Origin of the sequence: Candidatus Fusobacterium pullicola (assembly GCA_018883725.1) — a bacterium.
Taxonomy (GTDB): Bacteria; Fusobacteriota; Fusobacteriia; order Fusobacteriales; family Fusobacteriaceae; genus Fusobacterium_A; species Fusobacterium_A pullicola.
Window position 1 is genome coordinate 1 of record JAHLFN010000034.1, and the last position, 22,131, is coordinate 22,131.

24 protein-coding genes are annotated in these 22,131 nt (G+C 30.7%); 1 reads left to right on the top strand and 23 read right to left on the bottom strand.

The window, feature by feature from the left end:
- Positions 1 to 388 precede the first annotated feature (388 nt).
- From IAA47_03870 to IAA47_03950, 17 genes are all read right to left on the bottom strand, one after another.
- Positions 389 to 1,195 (bottom strand): ATP-binding cassette domain-containing protein, encoded by an 807-nt coding sequence (locus tag IAA47_03870; GenBank protein MBU3842106.1) that lies wholly within the window; start codon positions 1,193 to 1,195, stop codon positions 389 to 391.
- A 202-nt stretch (positions 1,196 to 1,397) separates the two neighbouring features.
- Positions 1,398 to 2,120, bottom strand: coding sequence for a hypothetical protein (locus IAA47_03875; protein ID MBU3842107.1), 723 nt, complete (start codon positions 2,118 to 2,120; stop codon positions 1,398 to 1,400).
- Between the two features lies 1 nt (position 2,121).
- A complete protein-coding gene (locus tag IAA47_03880) occupies positions 2,122 to 3,339 on the bottom strand; it encodes an ABC transporter substrate-binding protein (protein ID MBU3842108.1) in 1,218 nt (405 codons plus the stop codon).
- 126 nt (positions 3,340 to 3,465) lie between these two features.
- Positions 3,466 to 4,743 carry an adenylosuccinate synthase gene (locus IAA47_03885; GenBank protein MBU3842109.1) on the bottom strand — a complete coding sequence of 426 codons (1,278 nt, stop codon included), beginning with the start codon at positions 4,741 to 4,743 and terminating at the stop codon, positions 3,466 to 3,468.
- Positions 4,744 to 4,760: 17 nt separating this feature from the next.
- The gene (gene trmB, locus IAA47_03890) at positions 4,761 to 5,456 is read right to left on the bottom strand and encodes a tRNA (guanosine(46)-N7)-methyltransferase TrmB (protein MBU3842110.1); all 696 of its coding nucleotides are present in this window, start codon (positions 5,454 to 5,456) and stop codon (positions 4,761 to 4,763) included.
- Positions 5,457 to 5,467: 11 nt separating this feature from the next.
- Positions 5,468 to 6,694 (bottom strand): 3-deoxy-D-manno-octulosonic acid transferase, encoded by a 1,227-nt coding sequence (locus tag IAA47_03895; protein ID MBU3842111.1) that lies wholly within the window; start codon positions 6,692 to 6,694, stop codon positions 5,468 to 5,470.
- A gap of 1 nt (position 6,695) precedes the next feature.
- Positions 6,696 to 7,358 (bottom strand): (d)CMP kinase, encoded by a 663-nt coding sequence (gene cmk / locus IAA47_03900; GenBank protein ID MBU3842112.1) that lies wholly within the window; start codon positions 7,356 to 7,358, stop codon positions 6,696 to 6,698.
- A gap of 11 nt (positions 7,359 to 7,369) precedes the next feature.
- A complete protein-coding gene (gene prmA, locus IAA47_03905; protein MBU3842113.1) occupies positions 7,370 to 8,299 on the bottom strand; it encodes a 50S ribosomal protein L11 methyltransferase in 930 nt (309 codons plus the stop codon).
- 10 nt (positions 8,300 to 8,309) lie between these two features.
- Positions 8,310 to 9,104 (bottom strand): TIGR00282 family metallophosphoesterase, encoded by a 795-nt coding sequence (locus tag IAA47_03910; protein ID MBU3842114.1) that lies wholly within the window; start codon positions 9,102 to 9,104, stop codon positions 8,310 to 8,312.
- A 222-nt stretch (positions 9,105 to 9,326) separates the two neighbouring features.
- Complete coding sequence (rny, locus tag IAA47_03915) at positions 9,327 to 10,892, bottom strand: ribonuclease Y (GenBank protein ID MBU3842115.1); 1,566 nt, start codon at positions 10,890 to 10,892, stop codon at positions 9,327 to 9,329.
- A gap of 20 nt (positions 10,893 to 10,912) precedes the next feature.
- The gene (locus IAA47_03920; protein MBU3842116.1) at positions 10,913 to 11,260 is read right to left on the bottom strand and encodes an STAS domain-containing protein; all 348 of its coding nucleotides are present in this window, start codon (positions 11,258 to 11,260) and stop codon (positions 10,913 to 10,915) included.
- A gap of 3 nt (positions 11,261 to 11,263) precedes the next feature.
- Positions 11,264 to 11,659 carry an ATP-binding protein gene (locus tag IAA47_03925; GenBank protein ID MBU3842117.1) on the bottom strand — a complete coding sequence of 132 codons (396 nt, stop codon included), beginning with the start codon at positions 11,657 to 11,659 and terminating at the stop codon, positions 11,264 to 11,266.
- 2 nt (positions 11,660 to 11,661) lie between these two features.
- On the bottom strand, positions 11,662 to 12,048 hold the full coding sequence (locus IAA47_03930; GenBank protein ID MBU3842118.1) for a hypothetical protein: 387 nt from the start codon (positions 12,046 to 12,048) through the stop codon (positions 11,662 to 11,664).
- A 67-nt stretch (positions 12,049 to 12,115) separates the two neighbouring features.
- The gene (gene miaA, locus IAA47_03935; protein ID MBU3842119.1) at positions 12,116 to 13,027 is read right to left on the bottom strand and encodes a tRNA (adenosine(37)-N6)-dimethylallyltransferase MiaA; all 912 of its coding nucleotides are present in this window, start codon (positions 13,025 to 13,027) and stop codon (positions 12,116 to 12,118) included.
- A 107-nt stretch (positions 13,028 to 13,134) separates the two neighbouring features.
- Positions 13,135 to 14,421 (bottom strand): GTPase ObgE, encoded by a 1,287-nt coding sequence (obgE, locus tag IAA47_03940; GenBank protein MBU3842120.1) that lies wholly within the window; start codon positions 14,419 to 14,421, stop codon positions 13,135 to 13,137.
- Between the two features lie 164 nt (positions 14,422 to 14,585).
- Positions 14,586 to 15,875 carry a PTS transporter subunit EIIC gene (locus tag IAA47_03945; protein ID MBU3842121.1) on the bottom strand — a complete coding sequence of 430 codons (1,290 nt, stop codon included), beginning with the start codon at positions 15,873 to 15,875 and terminating at the stop codon, positions 14,586 to 14,588.
- Between the two features lie 11 nt (positions 15,876 to 15,886).
- On the bottom strand, positions 15,887 to 16,501 hold the full coding sequence (locus IAA47_03950) for a hypothetical protein (GenBank protein ID MBU3842122.1): 615 nt from the start codon (positions 16,499 to 16,501) through the stop codon (positions 15,887 to 15,889).
- A 54-nt stretch (positions 16,502 to 16,555) separates the two neighbouring features.
- Between IAA47_03950 and IAA47_03955 the strand changes: the two genes are divergently transcribed.
- Positions 16,556 to 17,188 carry an SIS domain-containing protein gene (locus IAA47_03955; GenBank protein ID MBU3842123.1) on the top strand — a complete coding sequence of 211 codons (633 nt, stop codon included), beginning with the start codon at positions 16,556 to 16,558 and terminating at the stop codon, positions 17,186 to 17,188.
- A 77-nt stretch (positions 17,189 to 17,265) separates the two neighbouring features.
- Here IAA47_03955 and IAA47_03960 read toward each other — a convergent pair whose 3' ends face one another.
- The 6 genes from IAA47_03960 to IAA47_03985 all read right to left on the bottom strand — a co-directional run bounded on the left by IAA47_03960 (position 17,266) and on the right by IAA47_03985 (position 21,999).
- Positions 17,266 to 17,703 carry a hypothetical protein gene (locus IAA47_03960; protein ID MBU3842124.1) on the bottom strand — a complete coding sequence of 146 codons (438 nt, stop codon included), beginning with the start codon at positions 17,701 to 17,703 and terminating at the stop codon, positions 17,266 to 17,268.
- 10 nt (positions 17,704 to 17,713) lie between these two features.
- The gene (locus IAA47_03965; protein MBU3842125.1) at positions 17,714 to 18,343 is read right to left on the bottom strand and encodes a threonylcarbamoyl-AMP synthase; all 630 of its coding nucleotides are present in this window, start codon (positions 18,341 to 18,343) and stop codon (positions 17,714 to 17,716) included.
- 87 nt (positions 18,344 to 18,430) lie between these two features.
- Positions 18,431 to 19,402: a ribose-phosphate diphosphokinase gene (locus IAA47_03970; GenBank protein MBU3842126.1), complete on the bottom strand. Its 972-nt coding sequence runs from the start codon at positions 19,400 to 19,402 to the stop codon at positions 18,431 to 18,433.
- Between the two features lie 3 nt (positions 19,403 to 19,405).
- On the bottom strand, positions 19,406 to 20,755 hold the full coding sequence (glmU, locus tag IAA47_03975) for a bifunctional UDP-N-acetylglucosamine diphosphorylase/glucosamine-1-phosphate N-acetyltransferase GlmU (protein MBU3842127.1): 1,350 nt from the start codon (positions 20,753 to 20,755) through the stop codon (positions 19,406 to 19,408).
- A 91-nt stretch (positions 20,756 to 20,846) separates the two neighbouring features.
- On the bottom strand, positions 20,847 to 21,395 hold the full coding sequence (locus tag IAA47_03980; protein ID MBU3842128.1) for a DnaJ domain-containing protein: 549 nt from the start codon (positions 21,393 to 21,395) through the stop codon (positions 20,847 to 20,849).
- 28 nt (positions 21,396 to 21,423) lie between these two features.
- Positions 21,424 to 21,999, bottom strand: a complete 576-nt coding sequence (locus tag IAA47_03985; protein ID MBU3842129.1) for a tetratricopeptide repeat protein — start codon at positions 21,997 to 21,999, stop codon at positions 21,424 to 21,426.
- Positions 22,000 to 22,131 lie beyond the last annotated feature (132 nt).

Genomic DNA, 22,131 nt, shown 5'->3' on the forward strand with positions numbered 1-22,131 from the left:
GATAATACAGCAAAAATACTGAATGACAATTACTATCTAATTCCATTGTTTTTACTCCTATTTTTATATATCTACTGATTGTATTATATCACTTTGTCTTCTAAAAAACAATAGGGCAATTCATCGCACCATCTATAGAGGTGGGCGACTTCTTGCCCGTTAGGTTAAAAATTTTTCTTTTTCTCTAAGAGTCAGATTCATAAACTCCCTCCATCAAAATAATAATATTACATCTTTAAAGTATCACTAATATACCTCTTTATAAGCCTCATTATACTATTTTATTCAAAAAAAACAATATATAACCGTACAGTTATATATTGTTTAATTTCTGTTTATTTATTCGAATTTTATTTATAAAAAATACATACTTTTTTAGTTTTTTATTCTAAAAATTTTGATTAATTTTTAATTCTAATTTCTCTCCATATCTTAACTTATTTCTCATTCCTTGAATAATATTATCAAGCTTAGTTAGATCTTCTAATATTCCTCTCTCATCTTCTGTTATATTCATAATTTTATGGATACCTCCATTATTTATAACTATTCTCTTATCCCCCATAAGAGCAAGCAAAGGATCGTGAGTAGCCATCAATACTATTTTTTCTTCTCCTACAAGTAGATCTAAAGCTTTTTTTCTATCTATACCAGCATTCTCTATCTCATCTATAAGCACTATTGGAGATGTACTCAATATAGCCGTGTCTGCTATCATCAGTGCCCTCGATTGCCCTCCACTTAAACTTGTAATTGGGGCATCTATTTTGAATTTTTCTCCAGCTAATTCATTAGCTTTTTCAAAAATTCTCTCTATTACACTCTCTTCATTCTCAACCATTCTACTCTTAGCATGAAGTTCTAAAAATTCATAAACACTTAAGTCCATTACAAAGTTCATATTTTGAGAAAGTTGAGCTACTAACTTATTACTTGATGAAAATCTACTCTTCTTATCTAAAGGCTTTCCATTCACTAATATAGTTCTTTTAGTTGGAGTATCTCCTTGAGCTCCCCACTCTATATCTGCTAACAATCTACTTTTCCCACTTCCTGTTGGGCCAACTATTGAGATTATCTCACCCTTACGAATAGTAAACTCTCCAAACTCCTCTTTTTCTCCAAACTTATTTATTCCAGCTAAAATTGTCATCTCCTCTATACTATTATCTTCTATCCCTAGTATCTCTACCATTTGATTGACAAATTCAACTAAATTTTCTACAATTTTCTCTCTATCTAATGATTTTTCCTCTAAAGTAGTCTCATCATAACCATTTAAAATCTCTGATATATTCAACTCCAACTCTATATCTATCTGATTATCCTTTAAGAACTCCTCTACAAAAGGATATTTTTCTATAATTACTTTTAACTTATTCTCTAATAAAAATTTTCTACTTACCACAACAACTTCCTCCTTTACAAGAAGAGCTTAGATCTATCTTTCTAACATTTCCCATCTGATGCTCCTCTCCAATTCTAGTCTCCCCTAAACAGTAAGAACATAGAGCCGATGGCATAGAGAATCTCAAACTTTTACCCTTTAAGCTTTCTAATTTTTCATCTTCATCATAGATAAGAGTTCCAAATTCATAAGCTCCCTGTCCATTAAGTCCATTTACATGCATAATAGTAGCCTTAGGATTAACAGACATAACTCTTGAGGCAAAAACCTCTCTCTCTGCTTGAGACACTATATCCCCCTTTGTTATCACTACTATATCGGCACTCTTTAACATTGGTCCTATTTTTTTAGGAGTGTTTACACCACTTAAATTATCTATTACACATACAGCCTTTATATCCTTTATATACGGCGAACATCTATTACATAATCCAGCACTCTCTGTAATAAGGATATCTAATTTTTCCTCTACTCCCCATTTTACAACCTCTTCAATATTACTTACAAAATAGTGATCTGGACATAGAGAACCTGATAAGCCTTTTCTAACCGGAACTCCTATTTTCTCGTAAAGTTTATCATCATCTGTATACAAACAATCAAACTTTACTACTCCTACTCTTATTCCTCTTTGTTTAAAACTCTCTATTGTTTTAATTATTAAAGATGTTTTCCCTGATGATGGTGGTCCTGATATTGTTATTAAGTTCATCTTACTCCTCCTCACTCGCTCTAAAGAATATCTCCTTTGTTTTTTCCAATATTTCACCTATATTGTTGTTGTGGATATACTCCCAACCACACCACATAAATTTCTTTCCTTCTATTCTATTATCTACATTTGGATTTACAGTTGGAAACAACCCTTGATGTGAAAATACTGCTCCTACCTCTTCTCCTGCTAAATAATCTACAAGTTTTTGAATTTTTTTAGCTTTATCCTTTTTTGTAAGCATAAATATTGGAGAAATTGCAGCTCCATCACTTGGCCATACTGGTACCATTGGTCCATCAGCTTTTATCATCTTTGTAAAGAAGTATGGCATAATAGTAACTGTTGGAGTGTTTGTTTTCATCTTATCTGATTTTACCATTTGAGATGGGTGTAGATTCTCTAATAGTGCCCTTCCTAAATTTGCTACTCCCTCTTCTCCATAGTTTTTATTTATATTTATCAAAATAGAGTTAAATAAGTCAAAGTCTGATATTGGTAAACTTACAGATTTTCTAAACTCTGGTTTTAATAGGTCTGCCCAAGATGTTGGTATCTCTCTATCCCCTAACATATTCTTATTTACTAAAAATACAGCTGGTACTACTCCTAGCATAGAGTAATCTCCATCTGGATCCTTTAAAGATATCTCTTCATTTTGGAAATCCTTATTATATCTCTCTATACCTGTGATATCTTTAAATATATGCTCCTTTTTAAATTTACCCATAAGTTTCTCTTCAAAAAATAGATCAAAACCTGCTGATATAAATATATCTGCTAACTTCTCAGGATGATTAGCTTTTATCACATCATCTTTTAACCAGTCTAATCCAGCCGATGCAGCTTTTAACTCATATTTTACCTTTATCTCTGGATTTTCTTCTAAAAATTTTGTAAATCCTTCTAATAACGGTATTCTAATTGGACAAGGAAGAAGTCCCATAACTGTTATTTCTTCATCTTCTACATTATTTTTTTTCATTGTGATATCTGCACTATCTCTATTTTGATTAATAAATTCATTTAACATCTCTACAAAAGTTTCTACATTTATTTTTTTTGTTAATAGGGCATTTTTTAGACTTAATTTTCCTAATATACTCTTTACACTTTCACTATTCAAATTTTTAAATCCCTTTGATTCTAAAAACTCTATACTTTCAGGATATTTCTCACATATCTCTAAAATTGTCATATTTTCATCTATATATCTCATAATCTCCTCCATAAATCTCTTCTATTTTCGTATACATTATACTATATAATTTACAAAAAGACAGTAACATATGTTACAAAAGAAAAAAGAGAGGAAAGTTTTTCCTCTCAATAAAATTTTACTCTATTATATCTCTCTAATATGAATATTTTGGCTTCTATCTGGTCCAACTGATACAACAGATATTGGGCATCCAACAATCTCTTCAATTCTCTTTAAATACTTCTTACAATTTTCTGGTAAATCATCATAACATTTTACTTGAGTTATATCTTCATCCCATCCAGGTAACTCTTCATATACAGGTTTTGCTCTATATAACATTTCAGTATCTGCTGGCATAAATTCATAAATCTCTCCATCTACTTCATAAGCAGTACAAATTTTTAAAGTTCCTAATCCACTTAATACATCTATCTTAGTAATAACTATATCTGTAAGACCATTTATCATTGTAGCGTATTTTCCTACTACTAAGTCTAACCAACCACATCTTCTTGGTCTACCAGTTACAGCACCATACTCTCCACCAAGTTGTCTTACTTTCTCTCCAAATTCTCCATGTAATTCAGTTACAAAAGGACCTTCTCCAACTCTTGTAGTATAAGCTTTCATAACTCCAATTCCTTTGTCTATCTTTCTAGGTGATACTCCAGCTCCTGTAGTAACTCCTCCTGTAGTTGGTGAAGATGAAGTTACAAATGGATATGTTCCATAGTTAATATCTAGCATTAGTGCTTGTGCTCCCTCAAATAAAACTAACTTATCTTCATCAAGAGCTTTATTTACTACAGGGATAGTATCAATTATTCTATGTCTTATTTTATTTGCATATTCAGTATAATCAGCTAGTATCTTATCATAGTCTAATGGTTCAGCTCCATAGATTTTTGTTATTATTTCATTTTTGGCTTCTAAATTATATTTTAATTTTTTAGCAAATTTATCCATATCTAATAGGTCTACCATTCTGATTCCATCTCTCCAGATTTTATCAGCATAACATGGTCCTATTCCCTTTTTAGTAGTTCCTATTTTCATCTCTCCAGCATTTGCTTCTTTTAATTCATCTAATTTTACATGATAAGGCATAATAACATGTGCTCTATCACTTATTAAAACATGGTCTGTTCTAGCTCCTCTAGTCTCTAATGATGCTAACTCATCTAATAATACTTTTGGATCTACTACAACTCCTGGTCCTATTATACAAGTTCCACCATGTAATACTCCTGAAGGTAAAAGTTTTAATATAAATTTCTCTCCATTTACTACTACAGTGTGTCCTGCATTGTTTCCACCTTGGAATCTTACAACGTAATCAGCTCTATCTGCTAATACATCTATAATTTTTCCCTTTCCTTCGTCACCCCATTGAGTTCCTACTACTACATATCCAGCCATTGTTACCTCCTACTAGCCTACTTTATTTTTTCAATTTCAATATAGTTGATATTTTTATTGTGTTTACATAAAAATAGTTGTTCAAACTCTGTTTTTATATTATCTACAGCCTTTTCACTACTATGTAGATCTGGTGTATGATAAACTACTCTATATCCATCTAAGCTCTCTACTAAATCAATTACATCTTGGTAATATTTATCATGGTCAGTTTTAAAGAAAAACATTCCACCTTTTTTTAAAATTACATCTAAAGTTTTGAAAAAACTCTCCTGTACCACTCTATTTTTTTCATTCTCTTCCCAAGGATCTGGGAAATTTACATAGATACCATCAATCTCATTTTCAGCTACAAATTCAAGTATCTCTTCCCCTCTTCTTCTTAAGAAAAGAGCATTTGTAGATCCACCTCTTTTTACCTTATTAGCTGATAATACCAATCTTTTAAATCTAAGCTCTAATCCCATATGGTTTCTCTCAGGATATCTCTTTGCCATACCCTGTGCAAAGTTTCCACTACCTGAACCAATCTCTAAATATATAGGGTTATTATTTCCAAAAAACTCATGCCATTTTCCCTTGTAAGAATCCATTATTTTCTTATCATATATAATATACTCTGGATATTCCAAAAGTTTATACATATATGGATTATAGTTTTTTCTTGGACTCTTGAAAAAGTGGCTCCATAGATTCTCTCTTAAATCTTCCATTTTTCCTCCATCTATTTTAATTTTTTTAATCTCTCTATAATTTTGTCTGCTGTTTTACTATTTTTTTCAAAAAGCTCTCTTATTTTTTCTACTGAGCCCTCTTGTTTCTTCTCTATCTCAGTAATACTTTTTAAAAATTCATCTACATTGGTTACCTTATATCCCAATCCTAAATAAAGTATCTCTTTTGATATCTCCTTTACATTTTGTAAATATGGTCCAAATATTGGAGTTTTTCCATAAAATAGAGGTTCTAATAAACTATGTCCCCCTATATTAACCAAAGTTCCACCTACAAAGGCAATATCTGTAATTGAGTATATCTTCCTCAATACTCCTATTTTATCTACAATAATTATATCTGTTCTCTCTCTTCTATCTTCTAACTCGCTATATTTTTTATATGTAAAGCCATAGTGTTTTATAATCTCTTCTATTTGAGGTGTTCTCTCTATATGTCTGGGAACTAAAATTAATATCGTATCTTTTAACTGTTTAAATGTTTCTAAAAGTATCTCATACTCTCCACTTCTACTACTTCCAGCAGTAAAAACCTTTCTTCCATCTACATTAAATAATTTTCTTAATTCTCTTTTCTCATCATCATCATACTTTTGAAAAGAGATATCAAATTTTAGATTTCCAAGTGTTTCTACTCTCTCAGGTTGAGCACCTATCTCAATAATTCTTCTACTGTCCTCATCAGATTGCATATAGAATTTGTCTATACTTAAAAATACTTTTCTTAAGTATCCAGATAGTTTTTTATATCTTTTTAAACTTCTATCTGAAATTCTTCCATTTACTATAATAACTTTGGCTCTTTTTCCAACCTCAGTTATTAAATTTGGCCAAATCTCAGTTTCTACTAAAATAAGTAAATTTAATTTTATTCTTTCTAAAATAGTTAAAATACTTTTCTTATCATCTAATGGGAAATAAAAAATATCTACTCTCTCATCTTTTCCAAACTTATCTCTAGCAACTCCTATTCCAGTGTCAGTAAACATTGTCAAAAGTATTCTCTCTTCTCTACTTTTTAAAAGTTTTCTTATAAGAGTTTCTGAAAGATTTATCTCCCCTACAGATGAACAGTGTATCCAGATATACTCTTCAGACTTTAATGATGAAAAATCTTGCTTTAATCTTCTCTTTAAAAAATCCCCTCTTTTTCCTCCAATCATCATCAGTATAGAAATGAAGGGGTATAATATCAATCTTATTATCTGATAAAACATTCTAAGCTCCTATTTTTTCATCAATATATTTAGATATAGTCTCTACTACTTCATCAATACTCATAGTGCTACTATCTATCTCATGAGCATCCTCAGCTTTCTTTAAAGGACTTTCCTTTCTTGTTGAATCTAGATAATCTCTCTCTTTTATGGAAGCAAGTACCGATTCATAATCAGCTTCTACTCCCTTCTCCTCATACTCTTTTAATCTTCTTTTTGCTCTCTCTTCTGGTGAAGCTACTAAAAATATCTTTACATCACCATTTGGAAATACTACTGTTCCTATATCTCTACCATCTAATATAACACTCTTTCCCTTGCTAATCTCTCTTTGTAGATCCACAAGTTTTACTCTAACTTCTTTTATAGCAGATACTGGTGATACTATAGCACTCACCCTAGGAGTTCTTATCTCCTCTGAAACATCTTTCCCATTTAAGAAAAATTGATTTCCTATTATATCTAATTTTGTATTTTTAAGCATATCTTCTACAGCTTCAGTATCATCTAAACTAATACTATTCTCTAAAGCATAAAGGGCTATCATTCTATACATAGCTCCAGTATCTAGGTATGTAAATCCATACTTTTTAGCTATTATCTTAGCTATTGTACTCTTTCCACTTCCAGCAGGTCCATCTACTGTAACTATAAATTCTCTCATTTTCCCTCCTATTATGCTTTTATAAGCATAGCTCTCCACTCTTTATCTGCTTTTATCTCCTCTACTGTAAACCCTAAGCTCTCTACCTCTCTTCTTAGTAGTTCACATTTATCCTCAATAATTCCAGAGAAAATAATCTTTCCATTTGGTTTTACAACTTTTGAAATATCATGTAAAAGTATAAGTAATACATCAGCTAAGATATTGGCTACAACTACATCAAATTTCTTATTTTCAACAACTGAGATCAGATCTCCTTTATAAACCTTAGCTTTATCTTCACTAATATTATTTAATTCTAAATTTTCTTTAGCTGATTCAACTGCTAATTCATCTATATCAGTTCCATATATCTCACTAGCTCCAAGTCTATCTGCTGCAATCATAAGTATTCCTGACCCTGTTCCAACATCTATTACACTATCTCCCTCATATATATTTTCCTCCATCAATTTTAAGCATAGAGATGTTGTTGGATGTGAACCTGTTCCAAAAGCTCTTCCTGGATCTAACTCTATTATAAGTTCATCAGCTTCTGGAGTGTACTCTCTCCATGTTGGTTTCACTACAAACTTTTCACTTACCTTCTCAGGAAATAGATATTTTTTCCAGCTATTTTGGTAATCTTCCTCATCATACTCATAAAAATCTACAGTATAAACTATATCTTCTCTTTCAGCAAACTTCTCTTCAAAAGTAGAAAGTATCGCTGCCTTTCTCTTTTCAGCATAAGGATTTAATGGAAAGTAAGCAGAGATAGCATGATCTACCATTAAAAATTCCTTCTCATTCTTATAAAAATCTAACGGATTTTTACTTTTCATTGGCTCTTCTATCTTTAATCCTGTTACTCCAAATCCATAAAATATATCTGAAATCTCTTTAGTAGCTCTCTCTATATCATCACTCTCATATATTACTTTTATCTCTACTACTTTCATTACTCACTCCCTATAAATATGATATCTCCATAAGTGTTTTACTAATTCTTTCTATTTTTTTACACTCTCCAGTTTCCTCATCTAGCTCTATATCAAGTCCACAAAGTCTTTCATTTCCCTCAGCTATCTCAAATCTTTGAGGAAGAGAGTTTAAAAATTTAGGTAACACCGATTGGACCTTCATTCCTATTACTCCATTTTCTGAACCAGTCATTCCAACATCTGTAATATATCCTGTTCCCTCCGGTAAAATCTTCTCATCTGCTGTCTGTATATGTGTATGAGTCCCATATACCACTGAAGCATATCCATCTAAGTGCCATCCCATAGCTATCTTTTCTGATGTTGCCTCTGCATGAAAATCAACGATTATAAACTTTGTCTCTTTTCTTATCTCTTTTATTATTTCCTTAGCCTTTTTAAAAGGACAATCAATAGGTGCCATAAATACTCTTCCTTGAATAGATACTACTCCTATTTTATTTCCCTTTCTATCCTTTACTATTGTATACCCCTTTCCTGGTGTATCCTCATCTGGATAGTTAGCTGGTCTTAATACTCTATCACTTCTATCTAAGTATTCATATAGCTCTTTTTTATCCCAGATATGATTTCCACTTGTTATTACATTACATCCCCACTCTTGTAATTGGTCAGCTAACTTTGCTGTAAGTCCAAATCCAGCAGCTGCATTCTCTCCATTTACAATGATGAAGTCATAATCTTTTCCTCTCTTATCTAAAAAAGTTTTTAAAGTCTCTCTTCCCGGGCTTCCAACTATATCTCCTACTACTAAAATTCTCATCAATTTCCCTCTTTCTATCAATAGGTTTTTACATTAAATTATATCATACAATTATTAATTTTGTCCAAAATTTCTTTAAATTTTATTTAAAGAAATTAATAGTTTTCAATTTAAAATCAACTCTTTCATCCAATTTTGAAAAAAAGAAAAGGAAGAAACTCTTCTTCCTTTCCAATTAAATCATCTTCATTTTTTACTTCAAAATTACAATAGATTTTCTAACTATTTAGCGTAATCTACAGCTCTTGTCTCTCTAACTATTGTAACTTTTATCTGTCCAGGATATTGCATAGAATCCTCTATCTTCTTAGCAACATCTCTTGCCATCTTAGTAGCTTCGTCATCTGTCATAGCTTCTGGATTTACTATTATTCTAAGCTCTCTTCCCGCTTGAATAGCAAATGATGATTCCACTCCAGAGAATGAGTTTGCTATCTCCTCTAAGCTTTCCAATCTCTTTAGATAAGCTGTTAAAGTTTCTCTTCTTGCTCCTGGTCTTGAAGCTGAAACAGCATCTGCAGCTTGAACTATTATAGCCTCTACAGTTTCAAATTCTACCTCATTATGATGTGCCATTACAGCATTTAAAACTTCTGGTTTCTCTCCAAATTTCTTTAAGAACTCTCCTCCAATAAGTGCATGAGAAGCTTCTACATCACTATCTAATACCTTACCAACATCATGTAAAAGTCCAGCTCTCTTAGCAAGTTCTGTATCTGCTCCTATCTCAGCTGCTAAGTTTGCTGCTAATTTAGCTACCTCTATTGAGTGAGTTAATACATTCTGACCATAACTTGTTCTAAACTTTAATCTTCCTAAAGTCTTTATAATCTCTGGATGCATTCCAGGAATTCCTAATTCAATTAAAGCTCCCTCTCCTGCATCTACTATCTCTTTATCTATCTCTTTTCTAGCTTTATTTACTACTTCCTCTATCTTACCTGGATGAATTCTTCCATCAGTTATCAATTTCTCAATAGCAAGTCTAGCTACTTCTCTCTTTACTCCATCAAAACTTGAAAGAACTACTGCTTCTGGAGTATCATCTATTATTATATCTACACCTGTTAAAGCTTCAATAGCTCTGATGTTTCTTCCTTCTCTTCCTATTATTCTACCCTTCATTTCATCATTTGGTAGATTTACAACAGAAACAGTAGCATCTACAACATATTCAGCTGATGCCTTTCCTATTGCTGTTGATAGTATTCTTCTTGAAATTCTATCCTTTTCATCCTCTAATTTATTCTCAAATTCTCTTATTGCAACTGCTGTTTCATGAGTTAAATCATCTCTTAATTTAGCTATTAAAATCTCTTTTGCTTCTGTTTTTGATAATCCTGAAATTCTTTCAAGCTCACCCTCTTGCTTTAATTTTATAGCTTCAATCTCCTCTTTCTTACTTTCTAACTCTTCAGTTGTTCTTTCTAACTCTTGACTTTTTAACTCTAACTTTTCTATCTTATTATCAAGAGTTTCCTCTTTTTTGGTAAGTCTTGCTTCCTTTTGTAAAAGCTCATTTTTAGCATTTTTTATCTCTTTTTCAGCTTCCTCTTTAATAGCGTATGCATGTTCTTTAGCTTTTAACTCTAACTCTTTTCCTCTTGCATGTGCATTTTTTTCTGCATTCTCTATTATCTCTTTAGCTTTTATCTTAGATTTAGCTACTTCATCTTCTAAATCGTTTAACTCATTTATTTTTTTATCTATAACAGACTTTTTATATAGTACAGCAAATACTATACCTAGTCCGATTATTATCAAACCTATACCTAACACTGTGCTCATAATTATTTCCTTTCAACATTTTATTTAAAATTAGCTACTGCTTCATCTTCTGTTTCATAGATTTCAAATATCTCATCTAATCCTATCATTTCAAATATTGTTTTGATATGCTCATTTAATTTTATTAACTTTATATCTCCACCCATTTCCTTAACAATTTTTAATTTTCCTCTTAAGATTCCCATTGCTAAACTGTTAATATGAGTAACTTCTTCAAAATCAATTATAAATTTTGTAGAATCTCCCTCTACCAACTTTGTAATTCTCTCTTTTAATTTTGGAGCTACTAGAGCATCTAATTCCCCTACTACTTTTAACTCTTTAATATCTCCTACGTTCTTCTCAAGTATTTCGAAATTGTTTACCATTTCTTATTCTGCCTCCTTAACTTTCTTTTCTACCCTGAACAATGTTCCATTTAGCTTCTTTTCAATCTTAAAATCATCGGCAATGGTTCTTGCTATAAAAAGTCCCATTCCACCCTCTTCTTTACTCAATTTCTCTTCATCAAATCCAACTCCATTATCCTCTACTACTAGACGTATAATATCATTAGATTTTTGAATTTCCAAAATGATATCTCCAGGCTTGTACTCATACCCATGCTCAACAACATTTGTTGAAAGTTCATCTACCACTGATAAAAGTTGAAATACATCTCTTTGACTTACTTGATGTAACTCAAGATAAGTTTTTACCATGGCTCTTATTAAAGATAAATTTTCTAAAGAAGAAGGTACCGTTATCTTGACCTCATTTGGCTTCATATTTATCCCCTTCTCTCTTTAAACTTTATTATTTTCCACTCTCCATCTTTTAGCTCATACTCCACTTCATAATATAGTGTAGTTCCCTGTATATTAAAACCTACCATATTAGTAGCTGTATCTCTAAAAAATTGAGGCTTTGAATTAAATATATTAACTTTAGAAAAATCAATATTTTGTATCTCACTTTTTACAAAGTTATTTTTTATACTTGGAGTTAAAGTTTTTTCTAAAAGGGTAACATCTCCCTGTTGAAGGCTATACTTTATATTCTCTATTAAAAGTACTAAGTTCTCTTTCTCCTTTAATGTTATCTCTTCTCTCCCTACAAAATTAGAACAACCTGTAAAAAAACTAATTAAGATTACCAAAATAATAAGTTTTTTCATTATAATATACACCATTCCTTATCACTATAAATAATACCATATCCATATATTTTTATCAAGAATTTAATTATCCAATTTCCACATTTAATTTTTTTAAAATATCCTCTATTATCTCATTTTCAGATAACTCTTCTAAGTTATACCATGTGTATAAGTGGTCATTTTTAAACCAAGTAAACTGTCTTTTTGCATATCTTCTTGAATTTTGTTTTATTCTCTCAACTGCTTCTTCATAGGTTATCTCCCCTTTAAAGTAATCTATAAACTCTGAATAACCTATAATATTTATTTTTCTTAAAATCTCTCCATATTTATTATATAACTCTCTTACCTCTTTTTCTAGCCCCTGCTCTATCATTATATCTACTCTCATATTTATTCTTTCATAAAGATTCTCTCTTCCTCTTTCAAGAGCTATTTTTATAAAACTATAACTGTTATTTTTTATATTTTTTTTAGATAAAATTGAAAATTTCTCTCCAGTTAACTTATAAACTTCTAAAGCTCTTTCTACTCTTTTTTTATTATTCGGATGTATCTCTAAAGCCCCTTCTGGATCTACTTTTTTTAACTCTTCATAAAGTTCTTCACTGCTCAACTTCATAAATTCCTCTCTCATTTTTGGATCTGAAGCTGGTAGTTCAGATAATCCTTCAGTAATAGAGTTAATATAAAGTCCCGTTCCCCCTGTTAAGATAACAGTTTTATCTTTTTTCTCTTCCTCTTCTAGTATTTTATCTACATCTCTTTGGAAATCTCCAACACTATATTTTTTTATTGGTTCTAATATATCTAACATATAGTGAGGAACTCCCTCCATCTCCTCTACTCCTATCTTAGCTGTTCCTATATCCATTCCCTTATATACTTGAGCTGAATCAGCAGATATTATATCAGCACCTAATATCTTAGCTAACTTTATTGATAAAGCTGTTTTGCCCACTCCTGTAGGTCCAGCTATAACTATTCCTTTTTTCATATCTCCTCCATTAAAAAAGAGGAAAATATTATCTTGTCCACCCAATGTTTGAGAGTTGAGATAATAATTTCCTCTTTAAAATTCAAATTTAACTTATTCTAGAGTTATTACTCTACATATTCAAATTCTACATCTGCTATTCTTACACTATCTCCATCTTGGATACCAGCTTTTCTCATAGCCTCTTCCATTCCTAAAGATCTCATCATGTGTAAGAAGTTTACTATTGAATCATCATCCATAGTAATTACATACTTAGCAAGTACTCCATCTAGAACTCTTCCTTCAATTACATATGTTCCATCTTCATCTTGAGTGATAATGAAGTCCTCCTTATCTCCTCTTATCTCTCTTAGAACTTCATCTACATTTGTTTCCTCTTCTAATGGCTCTCTCTCTATCTCTTCTAACATATTCCAGCTTCTATATAATACCTCTTTAATACCTTCATTTAATATTACAGATACAGGGTACACTTCATTTCCTTGAGCTTCTACATAAGATTTGAATTTTTCATATTTTTCCATATCCCATAATAAGTCCATCTTATTAGCTAAAACTATTTGTTTTTTCTTTGCTAATTTTTCACTAAATTTTCTAAGCTCAGTATTTATCTTCTCATAGTCTTCAATAGCATCTCTTCCCTCTATCTCTGCCACATCAACTAAATGATATATCATCTTACATCTTTCAATATGTCTTAAGAATTTATCTCCAAGCCCTACTCCTTCATGAGCTCCCTCAATAAGTCCAGGAATATCTGCTATTACGAAAGATTTCCCTTCCTCTAATCTCACTACTCCAAGTTTTGGTTCAAGAGTTGTAAAGTGGTAACTTCCAACTTTTGAATTTGCTGCTGAAACTCTATTGATAAAACTTGATTTTCCAACTGATGGATATCCAACAAGAGCAACATCAGCTATAAGTTTTAATTCTAATTTTACTTTTAACTCAGCCCCTTCTCTACCTTTTCCAGCTATTTTTGGAGTCTTTCTAATAGAAGATTTAAAGTGAACGTTTCCAAGTCCTCCTTTTCCTCCTCTTAATAAAACTCTCTCCTCTCCTGCTACGTTTAAGTCAAGTAAAAGTTTTCCAGTTTCAATATCTCTTACTTGTGTTCCCACAGGAACTTTAATTACTAAGTTTTCACCTGTTTTTCCATACATTTGCTTTTTTTGCCCATTTTCTCCATTTTGAGCTTTAAATAATTTTTTAAATTTAAAATCTATAAGTGTGTTGATATTAGGGTCAGCAACAAAGATTACATCTCCACCTTTCCCTCCATCTCCACCATCTGGACCTCCAAATTGTACATATTTCTCTCTTCTAAAAGCGGCTGAACCATCTCCACCATTACCAGCTTTAACCGTAATTATTACCTCATCTATAAACATCTATTACTCTCCTATTAACAGTTATTTTATCAATATATTTTACCCTATATTCTAAATTTTTTCAACATTTATTCGATATCCTTTTTGATAAAAAAAAGAGAAAAATTTACTCTTAATCACAACTTTTCTCAATCTGATTATAGTAAATTTTTCTCCCTATATAATTACTCTTCCTCTTGAGCTATTAAATTTTTCTCATACACTTTAAAGAATGGGAAATAGATAATAAGACTTACTACAACTAAAAGGAAGTAGAATATTAAGTTTCTAACATCTAGTGATGATAAATATCCTTGTATAAAAAATGGAGCAAATGATGGGTCTACAATATACCCCATAGAAATTAATTCTATTTTTTGAGCTATATATGTCATTGAAACTGTTACAATAGGAGTAAGTAAAAATGGTAATCCCAATATCGGATTAAATATTATTGGAGTTCCAAATATCACTGGCTCATTTATTCCACAAATCCCTGGAACAAAAGCTAATTTTCCCAGTGTTTTCAGTTGCTCTGATTTACTTCTTAGCATTAAAATAATTAACCCTAATGTATTTCCAGCTCCTCCCATTATAGCAACTCTGAACATTTGAAGGTTCATCAACATCTCTGGTTCTTTTCCCTGTCTTACAAGTTCAGCATTAATTCCAGTATTTGCAATTCCAATAGCAAATATTATTGGGAATATAACTGATGTTCCATTTATTCCAAATAACCATAATATATTTCCAAAAACTAATATTGCTAAGTATCCCCAAATGTTATTTCCTATATTTAAAGCTGGTGTTAATACAGCCATTATTAGATCTGGAATAGTTTTTCCTGTTTTTACAAAAATTATTACACTTAAACCATAAATTATAATAATATTTAAAAGTAATGGTATTAAAGCATTCATAAATGAAAGTACAGCTGGTGGTATATGCTCACTTTTAAACTTCCATCCTAGTCTCTCTACCAACATAGATATTTCAACACTTACTAGTGAAATAATGATAGCTATAAATAATCCATCTGCTCCTAGATAATGCATCACAATTTTACCATCTTCAATTGGAGCTGCTATCATTAAGAAAGTTGTCATTGAGATTAAACCAGATGTTAAATTATTTAGCTTGTACTCATTAGCTAAGGAATAAGCTATAGTAAAAGCTGTCATAAGTCCAACTACTCCCATTGTAAAATTAAATGGTTTTGTTATTATATCATAATTCTCTAAAGCAAATTTTTTCCAACCTATCATAAATTGTAAAAATATATTACTTGTATTTGGGTCTACTAATTCTAAATTTATCGGTGGATTCGCCACTATTAAGAATAAAGATCCTACAACTATAAGAGCAAGTGTCATCATCATTCCTACTGATATAGCTTGAAGATGTTTTTGACTCCCTAACTTACTTCCTATTGGTAATAATACCTTTTCTAATCTTTCTAAAAATTTCCCTTCCATATCTCCTCCCATTACTCTTGCCATGGATTAAACTTAAAAGCTGACGGTACTACATCATCTGGATTATACTTTTCTAATATCTTGTTATATCTCTCTTTATAATCATTATCTACTTCTTTTTGTGGAATAACTTTACTAGCTTCATTTAAGAAATGGAATGAGTCTCTTCCCATCTCTGCTCCTCTTACTGTATGCTTATCTAATGCATAATCAGGAATTTCTGGTACATATCCCATTGCAAAACTTTTTATTACAATATTTTTTAACAGATCACTTGATCTATCTTTTTCACATTTACAAAGATATCTTATAGCATGTATAAAGAATATTGGTCTATCCCCATCAGCATAGGCATACTCTTTTCTCATCTGTCTTAAGTTATTTACAAGTACTGCTGCCATAGGATCTCCCATTCCTATATCTTCTACAGATATAGCTGTAAGTCTTCTCCATAATTTTTCTTCCATTTGAGGTGAAGTAATATACATTTCATAAGCAAACTCACAAGCTGCCTCTACATTTCCTCTTCTTATTGATTTTTGAAGAGCTGATATAACCTCATCTCCAGCTAATCCATTTCTTGTAGTTGTTCTTGCCCAAGGGTCAGTAATAAATTTTTTTCCCATCTTATATCTCCTTTTTTTATAATTTTTATTGTATAATATGATTGGTGATGTACTTTGTTAGATATAAATTATATAGTAAAAAAACATAAATTAAACGATTTAGAAAAAAATATTCTTCTCTACATTCAAAATAAAATAAATAAAAATCAGAAACTCTCTATTCGAGAAACCGCTAAAGATAACTATACATCAACTACTGTTATCTATAGCTGTATTAAAAAAATTGGCTTTAAAAGTTTCCCAGATCTGATTTTTTATATTAAAAACTCCAATAAAAAACCAAATATTCAAACCGAGATAAATCTCTCAATACCTTTAGAGCTAATAAAAAAGTATAATGATCCTTTAATTATGTTTTGCTCTATTGGAATTGCTAATAATATAACATCTTACATGAATGAAAGAATGGCTCTTCTAGGAAAGCGTTCCATAGCTAACGGTCATATCCAACTTTTAGAAAATATAACAAATAACACTATTTTATTTGTTGTATCCGAATCTGGTGAAACAGAATCCCTTCTTGATATGATACAGATTGCTAAAAAAAATCATGTCCCTATAATCAGTTTTATAGGTAAGAAGGATTCTTCTGTTGAAAAAAAGTCAGATTACTCTTTTGTTTTAAATCACGGAATATTTTTTGCTAATGTCATATCTACTTTTGAACATCTTATATCTAAAATATAACAGATATCTAATATAAACGCAATATATACAAACAATAAAAAAACATTTTTCTAAATTTAGAAAAATGTTTTTTTTAACTATTTAAACTTTGTTAATAATTCTCTATATTGTTTTACCATAACTTTCAACATCGCCTTTTTTACAAATTGATACCACTTGAAAGTCATTCCCTCCATACCTTTTATAGAGTCTACTATCATTCTTTTTAAAAACTCATACTCTTCAAAACTTAACTTTAACTCCATTTGATCCTTTGTATCAGCAACAGATTTTACGTAATCAAAAAATTCTCCTAATCCACTTGCTTGTACACCCATAGCTGAAGTTGCAAATTGTTTCTTTACCTCTTCTATAAATTTAGATAGGAATTTCTTATTATTTTTATCTAAATTAACAGTTATCTTTCTTTTTCCTTTTCCTATTCTTTGAATATTGTTCATCATTCCCATCATGCTAGACATGTTGTTCATCTGCATTGGATTCATTCCATTTGGATTTACTCTTTGTGTTCTCATAAATTCCTCCCTATATCTTTCCAATTACTTTTTCTATATCTTCAATTGAAATTGCTCCTAACCTTAGTATTTTTGGCTTATTACTCATATCAATTATTGTAGACTCTGTTCCCAATGGAGATCTTCCTCCATCTATCAATAGATCAACTCTATTTTTAAAAACTTCTGACAACTCCTCATAGGCTCTTGGAGTTTTTTCTCCAGAAATATTTGCACTTGTTGTAGGAAGTAATCCCCCAGCAGCTCTAATTATTTTTAAAGCTATATCTAAATCTGGCATTCTTATTCCAACAGTATCTCCTTCTGCTGTCATAATATCTGGAACCCATTCTCTCTTTTTTAGTATAATTGTAAGTCCACCTGGCCAGAAATTTTTTATCAATTTATCTATAGCCTCTCTATTTTTATCCTCTATATAAGCTATTTCTTCTATCTTATCTATATCACTTACAAGAACAATAAGAGGTGATTTAAAACTTCTCTCCTTGGCTCTATATATTTTTTTTATAGTTTCTTCCGAAGAAATTATTCCACCTACTCCATAGACAGTATCTGTTGGATAAACTATCAATTTTCCATCTTTTAGTGATTTTTCTATAGCTAAAAGATCTATATTTTCTAAATTATATATCTTTTTCATACTTTACACCTTATTTCTAAACTCTTTCTAATTCTATCACATCTAATTAAAAAAAGCTAGCAAAATACTAGCTTTTTTCTAATTTAATTAATTTTCCATTATTAATTTTCTTTCAAATAACTCAGATACTGATTGGTTATTTACAATTCTTCTGATAGCTTCAGCAAAAATTTCATCTACAGATAAAACAGTTATTTTATCTAATTTCTTTCTTTCTGGTAAAGCTATCGAGTCAGTTATAATAACTTCTTTTAATGGAGCTACAGCAAGTCTTTCGATTGCTGGATCTGAGAATACTGCGTGTGTACAACAAGCATAAGCCTCTTTTGCTCCTCTTTCAATGATAGCAGCTGCTCCATTTGTTATTGTTCCAGCTGTATCTATCATATCATCTATAAATATAGCAGTTTTTCCTTGAACTTCTCCGATTAAGTTCATTACTTCTGACATATTTGGTTTTGGTCTTCTCTTATCGATGATAGCTATTTTACAATCTAGCCACTCAGCTAATTTTCTAGCTCTCTTTACTCCACCGATATCTGGAGAAACTACTACTACATCATCTCCATATAATCCTTTTTTCATGAAGTATCTTACCATTAAAGGTAATGCTTGCATGTGATCAACAGGGATATCAAAGAATCCTTGGATTTGGTCAGCATGTAAATCCATAGCTATTATTCTAGTAGCACCTGATTTTGTTAATAAGTTAGCTACTAATTTAGATGTAATTGGTTCTCTTGGATTAGATTTTCTATCTTGTCTAGCATATCCATAGTAAGGAATTATTACATTGATACTTTTTGCTGATGCTCTTTTTAATGCATCTACGAAAATTAATAACTCCATTAAGTTTTCGTTTACAGGTTCAGAAGTTGATTGTACTACGAATACATCTCTTCCTCTTACTGTTTCATCAATCTTAACGAATACCTCTCCATCTTTAAATCTAACTACTTCTGCTTTTCCTAAAGGTAGTCCATATTTCTCAGCTATCTTTTTAGCTAAGTCCTTGTTTGAAGTTCCAGCGAAAATTTTTACATTTTCTGAATTTATCATTTTTTATTTCCTCCAGTCGGTCTTAATAATTTGTTTACTTCTTGATACTGCTAATGAGTTACTAGGAACATCTTTTGTAATTACAGAACCTGCTCCTATAAGTGCCTTTTCTCCTATATTTACTGGTGCTACAAGCATACTGTCACTTCCTATAAAAGCGTCTTTACCTATTACAGTTTTAAACTTATTTACACCATCATAGTTACAAGTTATTGTTCCTGCTCCGATATTTGTATTTTCACCAACTTGTGCATCTCCTAAATATGTAAGATGACCAGCTTTTACTCCTTTTTCAAGAGTTGATTTTTTAACTTCCACGAAATTTCCAATGTGTACCTTTTCTTTTAGAAGAGATTTTGGTCTTATATGTGCAAATGGCCCCATAGTAACTCCATCTTCTAAGATACTCTCCTCTATTACTGAGCTTTCTACTCTGATATTATTCCCAAGTACACTATCTATTATTCTACTATTTCCTATAATTTCACAATTCTCTCCAATAACTGTTTTCCCTTGTAAAACTACACCTGGATATAGTACTGTATCTCTTCCTACCTTTACACTTTCCTCTACATACGTAGTTTCTGGATCAATTAGTATAACTCCCTCTTCCATCAGCTCTCTATTTTTTCTATCTCTCAATACTTTTCCAGCTTGAGCAAGCTCTACTTTCGAGTTAACCCCTAATATTTCCATTTTATCCTCTAGTATAAAACTTTGAACTTTTTTATTTTCAGAAACTTGAATACCAATTACATCTGTAAGATAGTACTCACCTTTTTCATTGTTATTATCTATTTTATCTAAAGCTTTAAAAAGTTCCTTTGAATTAAAGCAATACACTCCTGCATTTACCTCTTTTATTTTCTTGATCTCTTCACTAGCTTCTTTCTCTTCTACAATAGCCTTTACTAGTCCATCCTCTTTTACTATTCTTCCATATCCAAATGGATTTTCATAAATCGATGTCAATATTGTTGTTACAGCTCCACTCTCTTTATGATACTCATATAATGATTTTAGTGTACTCTCTCTAAGTAACGGAGTATCTCCACAAAGTATCATTACATCTCCATCATAACCTTCAAGTTTTTCCTTAGCTTGAATTACCGCATGACCAGTCCCTAACTGTTCTGTCTGTAAAACATAGTCGCAGTTCTCCCCAACAACTTTTAAAACTTCTTCTTTTTTATGCCCTAAGATTAGTATGTTCTCCTCTGGATTTAATCCCGATAAAGTATCTATAATCTTAGTTATCATCGGAATACCATTCACTTTATGAATTACTTTAGGCATATCTGATTTCATTCTAGTTCCTTTTCCAGCCGCTAGAATCAATGTTTTTAGTTTCATTAAAACTACACTCCTTTAAGTTATACTGTACATTCACAAAAAACATTTCATACGTGTTGAATTATACCATACTTATTCAACTATTTCAAGTTTAAGAAAAATCTTTTAAAAGTTTTTCGTAAGCTTCATTTATCTCTTTTAATTTATTTTCATGGTACTCTTTTTCTGAGTCACTTGCATTGCTGAATTTATCAGGGTGATGTTGTTTTACCAACTCTCTATAAGCCCTTTTTATCTCATCTTTTCCAGCAGTTTTACTCACTCCTAAAATTTCATAATATCTGCTTTTATCCTCAGCATAACCAAAAGGGTTATTCTCATAACCACCTTGACTCTGCCCGTTATAACTTCCTCCAGCTTGACGGAAAAAATCTTCAAAATTATTTGCATTAGTTCCATCATATCTATAATAATAAGTTCTTCTTGTTCTTTTTGGTTGATTTCTATTTCTTAGATAATTTATAAATATTATTAATAAAATTAACCAAAAGAAATTAACCGCAAACCATCCTAAAAATGCTACTAATAAAAATATTATAAAAAGTACAGGTATCATTCCAATGGCTCTATTAAAACCGAAAGAAATACCTATAACAAAAAACAATATCAATATAAAAGTCAACGAAATACTATAAATCATCTATTCTCCTTACATAAAATTTGAAGGGCTAAATAACCTTCTTTTCCAAACTCTTTTTTATTGTATTTATCTTTTCCCCTATTTTTTTATCCCTTGGATCTATTTCATAAGCTACTATATACTCTCTTAAAGCTCTCTCTAACAATCCCATTTTCTCATATTTTTCAGCAAAGTCTATATGAGCTTTATATATATCAAAATCTAAAAAAATAGCGAAGTCATAACTTGTTATTGCCTCCATTATTCTTCCAACTCTAGAATAAGCATTTCCTAATAAAAAATGTACAAACGCTACATCTGGATCTATATCTAAAGATTTTTCAAAGGCTTTTATAGCTTTTAAATACTCTTCATTTTCATAAAAAAGATGTCCTAAAAAAGCAAAGCCTTCTGCTTTATCATTTTTATACTCGATAACTTTTTTATAAACTTTAATCGCTTTTGAATAATCCCTCTTATGATATAAAATTATAGCTAGCTCTCTTAACAGATTTAAATCATTAGGATTTCCTAAAAGTAGTATCCTTATCTCTTCCTCTCTTTTTAATAACTTCTCTATATCAAGCTGATTAAAAATTTCTGTTTTTAATATATTTTTCTCCAATAATTTCAACCTCCTCACCAAAAGAGTTCCCTACCATATTATATCATAATTTTTTATTATATAAAGATTTTTTTATATGCTCACTATAAAAATAGAGATAAAGTTCTGCAATTAAAAATTACCTCTCTATCT

Excerpts from the sequence above, each read along its gene's own strand:
- IAA47_03870 (MBU3842106.1), bottom strand. The coding sequence starts at position 1,195 with ATGGTAGAGATACTAGGGATAGAAGATAATAGTATAGAGGAGATGACA.
- IAA47_03875 (MBU3842107.1), bottom strand. The coding sequence starts at position 2,120 with ATGAACTTAATAACAATATCAGGACCACCATCATCAGGGAAAACATCT.
- IAA47_03880 (MBU3842108.1), bottom strand. The coding sequence starts at position 3,339 with ATGAGATATATAGATGAAAATATGACAATTTTAGAGATATGTGAGAAA.
- IAA47_03885 (MBU3842109.1), bottom strand. The coding sequence starts at position 4,743 with ATGGCTGGATATGTAGTAGTAGGAACTCAATGGGGTGACGAAGGAAAG.
- trmB (MBU3842110.1), bottom strand. The coding sequence starts at position 5,456 with ATGGAAGATTTAAGAGAGAATCTATGGAGCCACTTTTTCAAGAGTCCA.
- IAA47_03895 (MBU3842111.1), bottom strand. The coding sequence starts at position 6,694 with ATGTTTTATCAGATAATAAGATTGATATTATACCCCTTCATTTCTATA.
- cmk (MBU3842112.1), bottom strand. The coding sequence starts at position 7,358 with ATGAGAGAATTTATAGTTACAGTAGATGGACCTGCTGGAAGTGGAAAG.
- prmA (MBU3842113.1), bottom strand. The coding sequence starts at position 8,299 with ATGAAAGTAGTAGAGATAAAAGTAATATATGAGAGTGATGATATAGAG.
- IAA47_03910 (MBU3842114.1), bottom strand. The coding sequence starts at position 9,104 with ATGAGAATTTTAGTAGTAGGAGATATAGTTGGAAGCCCGGGAAGAGAG.
- rny (MBU3842115.1), bottom strand. The coding sequence starts at position 10,892 with ATGAGCACAGTGTTAGGTATAGGTTTGATAATAATCGGACTAGGTATA.
- IAA47_03920 (MBU3842116.1), bottom strand. The coding sequence starts at position 11,260 with ATGGTAAACAATTTCGAAATACTTGAGAAGAACGTAGGAGATATTAAA.
- IAA47_03925 (MBU3842117.1), bottom strand. The coding sequence starts at position 11,659 with ATGAAGCCAAATGAGGTCAAGATAACGGTACCTTCTTCTTTAGAAAAT.
- IAA47_03930 (MBU3842118.1), bottom strand. The coding sequence starts at position 12,048 with ATGAAAAAACTTATTATTTTGGTAATCTTAATTAGTTTTTTTACAGGT.
- miaA (MBU3842119.1), bottom strand. The coding sequence starts at position 13,027 with ATGAAAAAAGGAATAGTTATAGCTGGACCTACAGGAGTGGGCAAAACA.
- obgE (MBU3842120.1), bottom strand. The coding sequence starts at position 14,421 with ATGTTTATAGATGAGGTAATAATTACGGTTAAAGCTGGTAATGGTGGA.
- IAA47_03945 (MBU3842121.1), bottom strand. The coding sequence starts at position 15,875 with ATGGAAGGGAAATTTTTAGAAAGATTAGAAAAGGTATTATTACCAATA.
- IAA47_03950 (MBU3842122.1), bottom strand. The coding sequence starts at position 16,501 with ATGGGAAAAAAATTTATTACTGACCCTTGGGCAAGAACAACTACAAGA.
- IAA47_03960 (MBU3842124.1), bottom strand. The coding sequence starts at position 17,703 with ATGAGAACACAAAGAGTAAATCCAAATGGAATGAATCCAATGCAGATG.
- IAA47_03965 (MBU3842125.1), bottom strand. The coding sequence starts at position 18,343 with ATGAAAAAGATATATAATTTAGAAAATATAGATCTTTTAGCTATAGAA.
- IAA47_03970 (MBU3842126.1), bottom strand. The coding sequence starts at position 19,402 with ATGATAAATTCAGAAAATGTAAAAATTTTCGCTGGAACTTCAAACAAG.
- glmU (MBU3842127.1), bottom strand. The coding sequence starts at position 20,755 with ATGAAACTAAAAACATTGATTCTAGCGGCTGGAAAAGGAACTAGAATG.
- IAA47_03980 (MBU3842128.1), bottom strand. The coding sequence starts at position 21,395 with ATGATTTATAGTATTTCGTTGACTTTTATATTGATATTGTTTTTTGTT.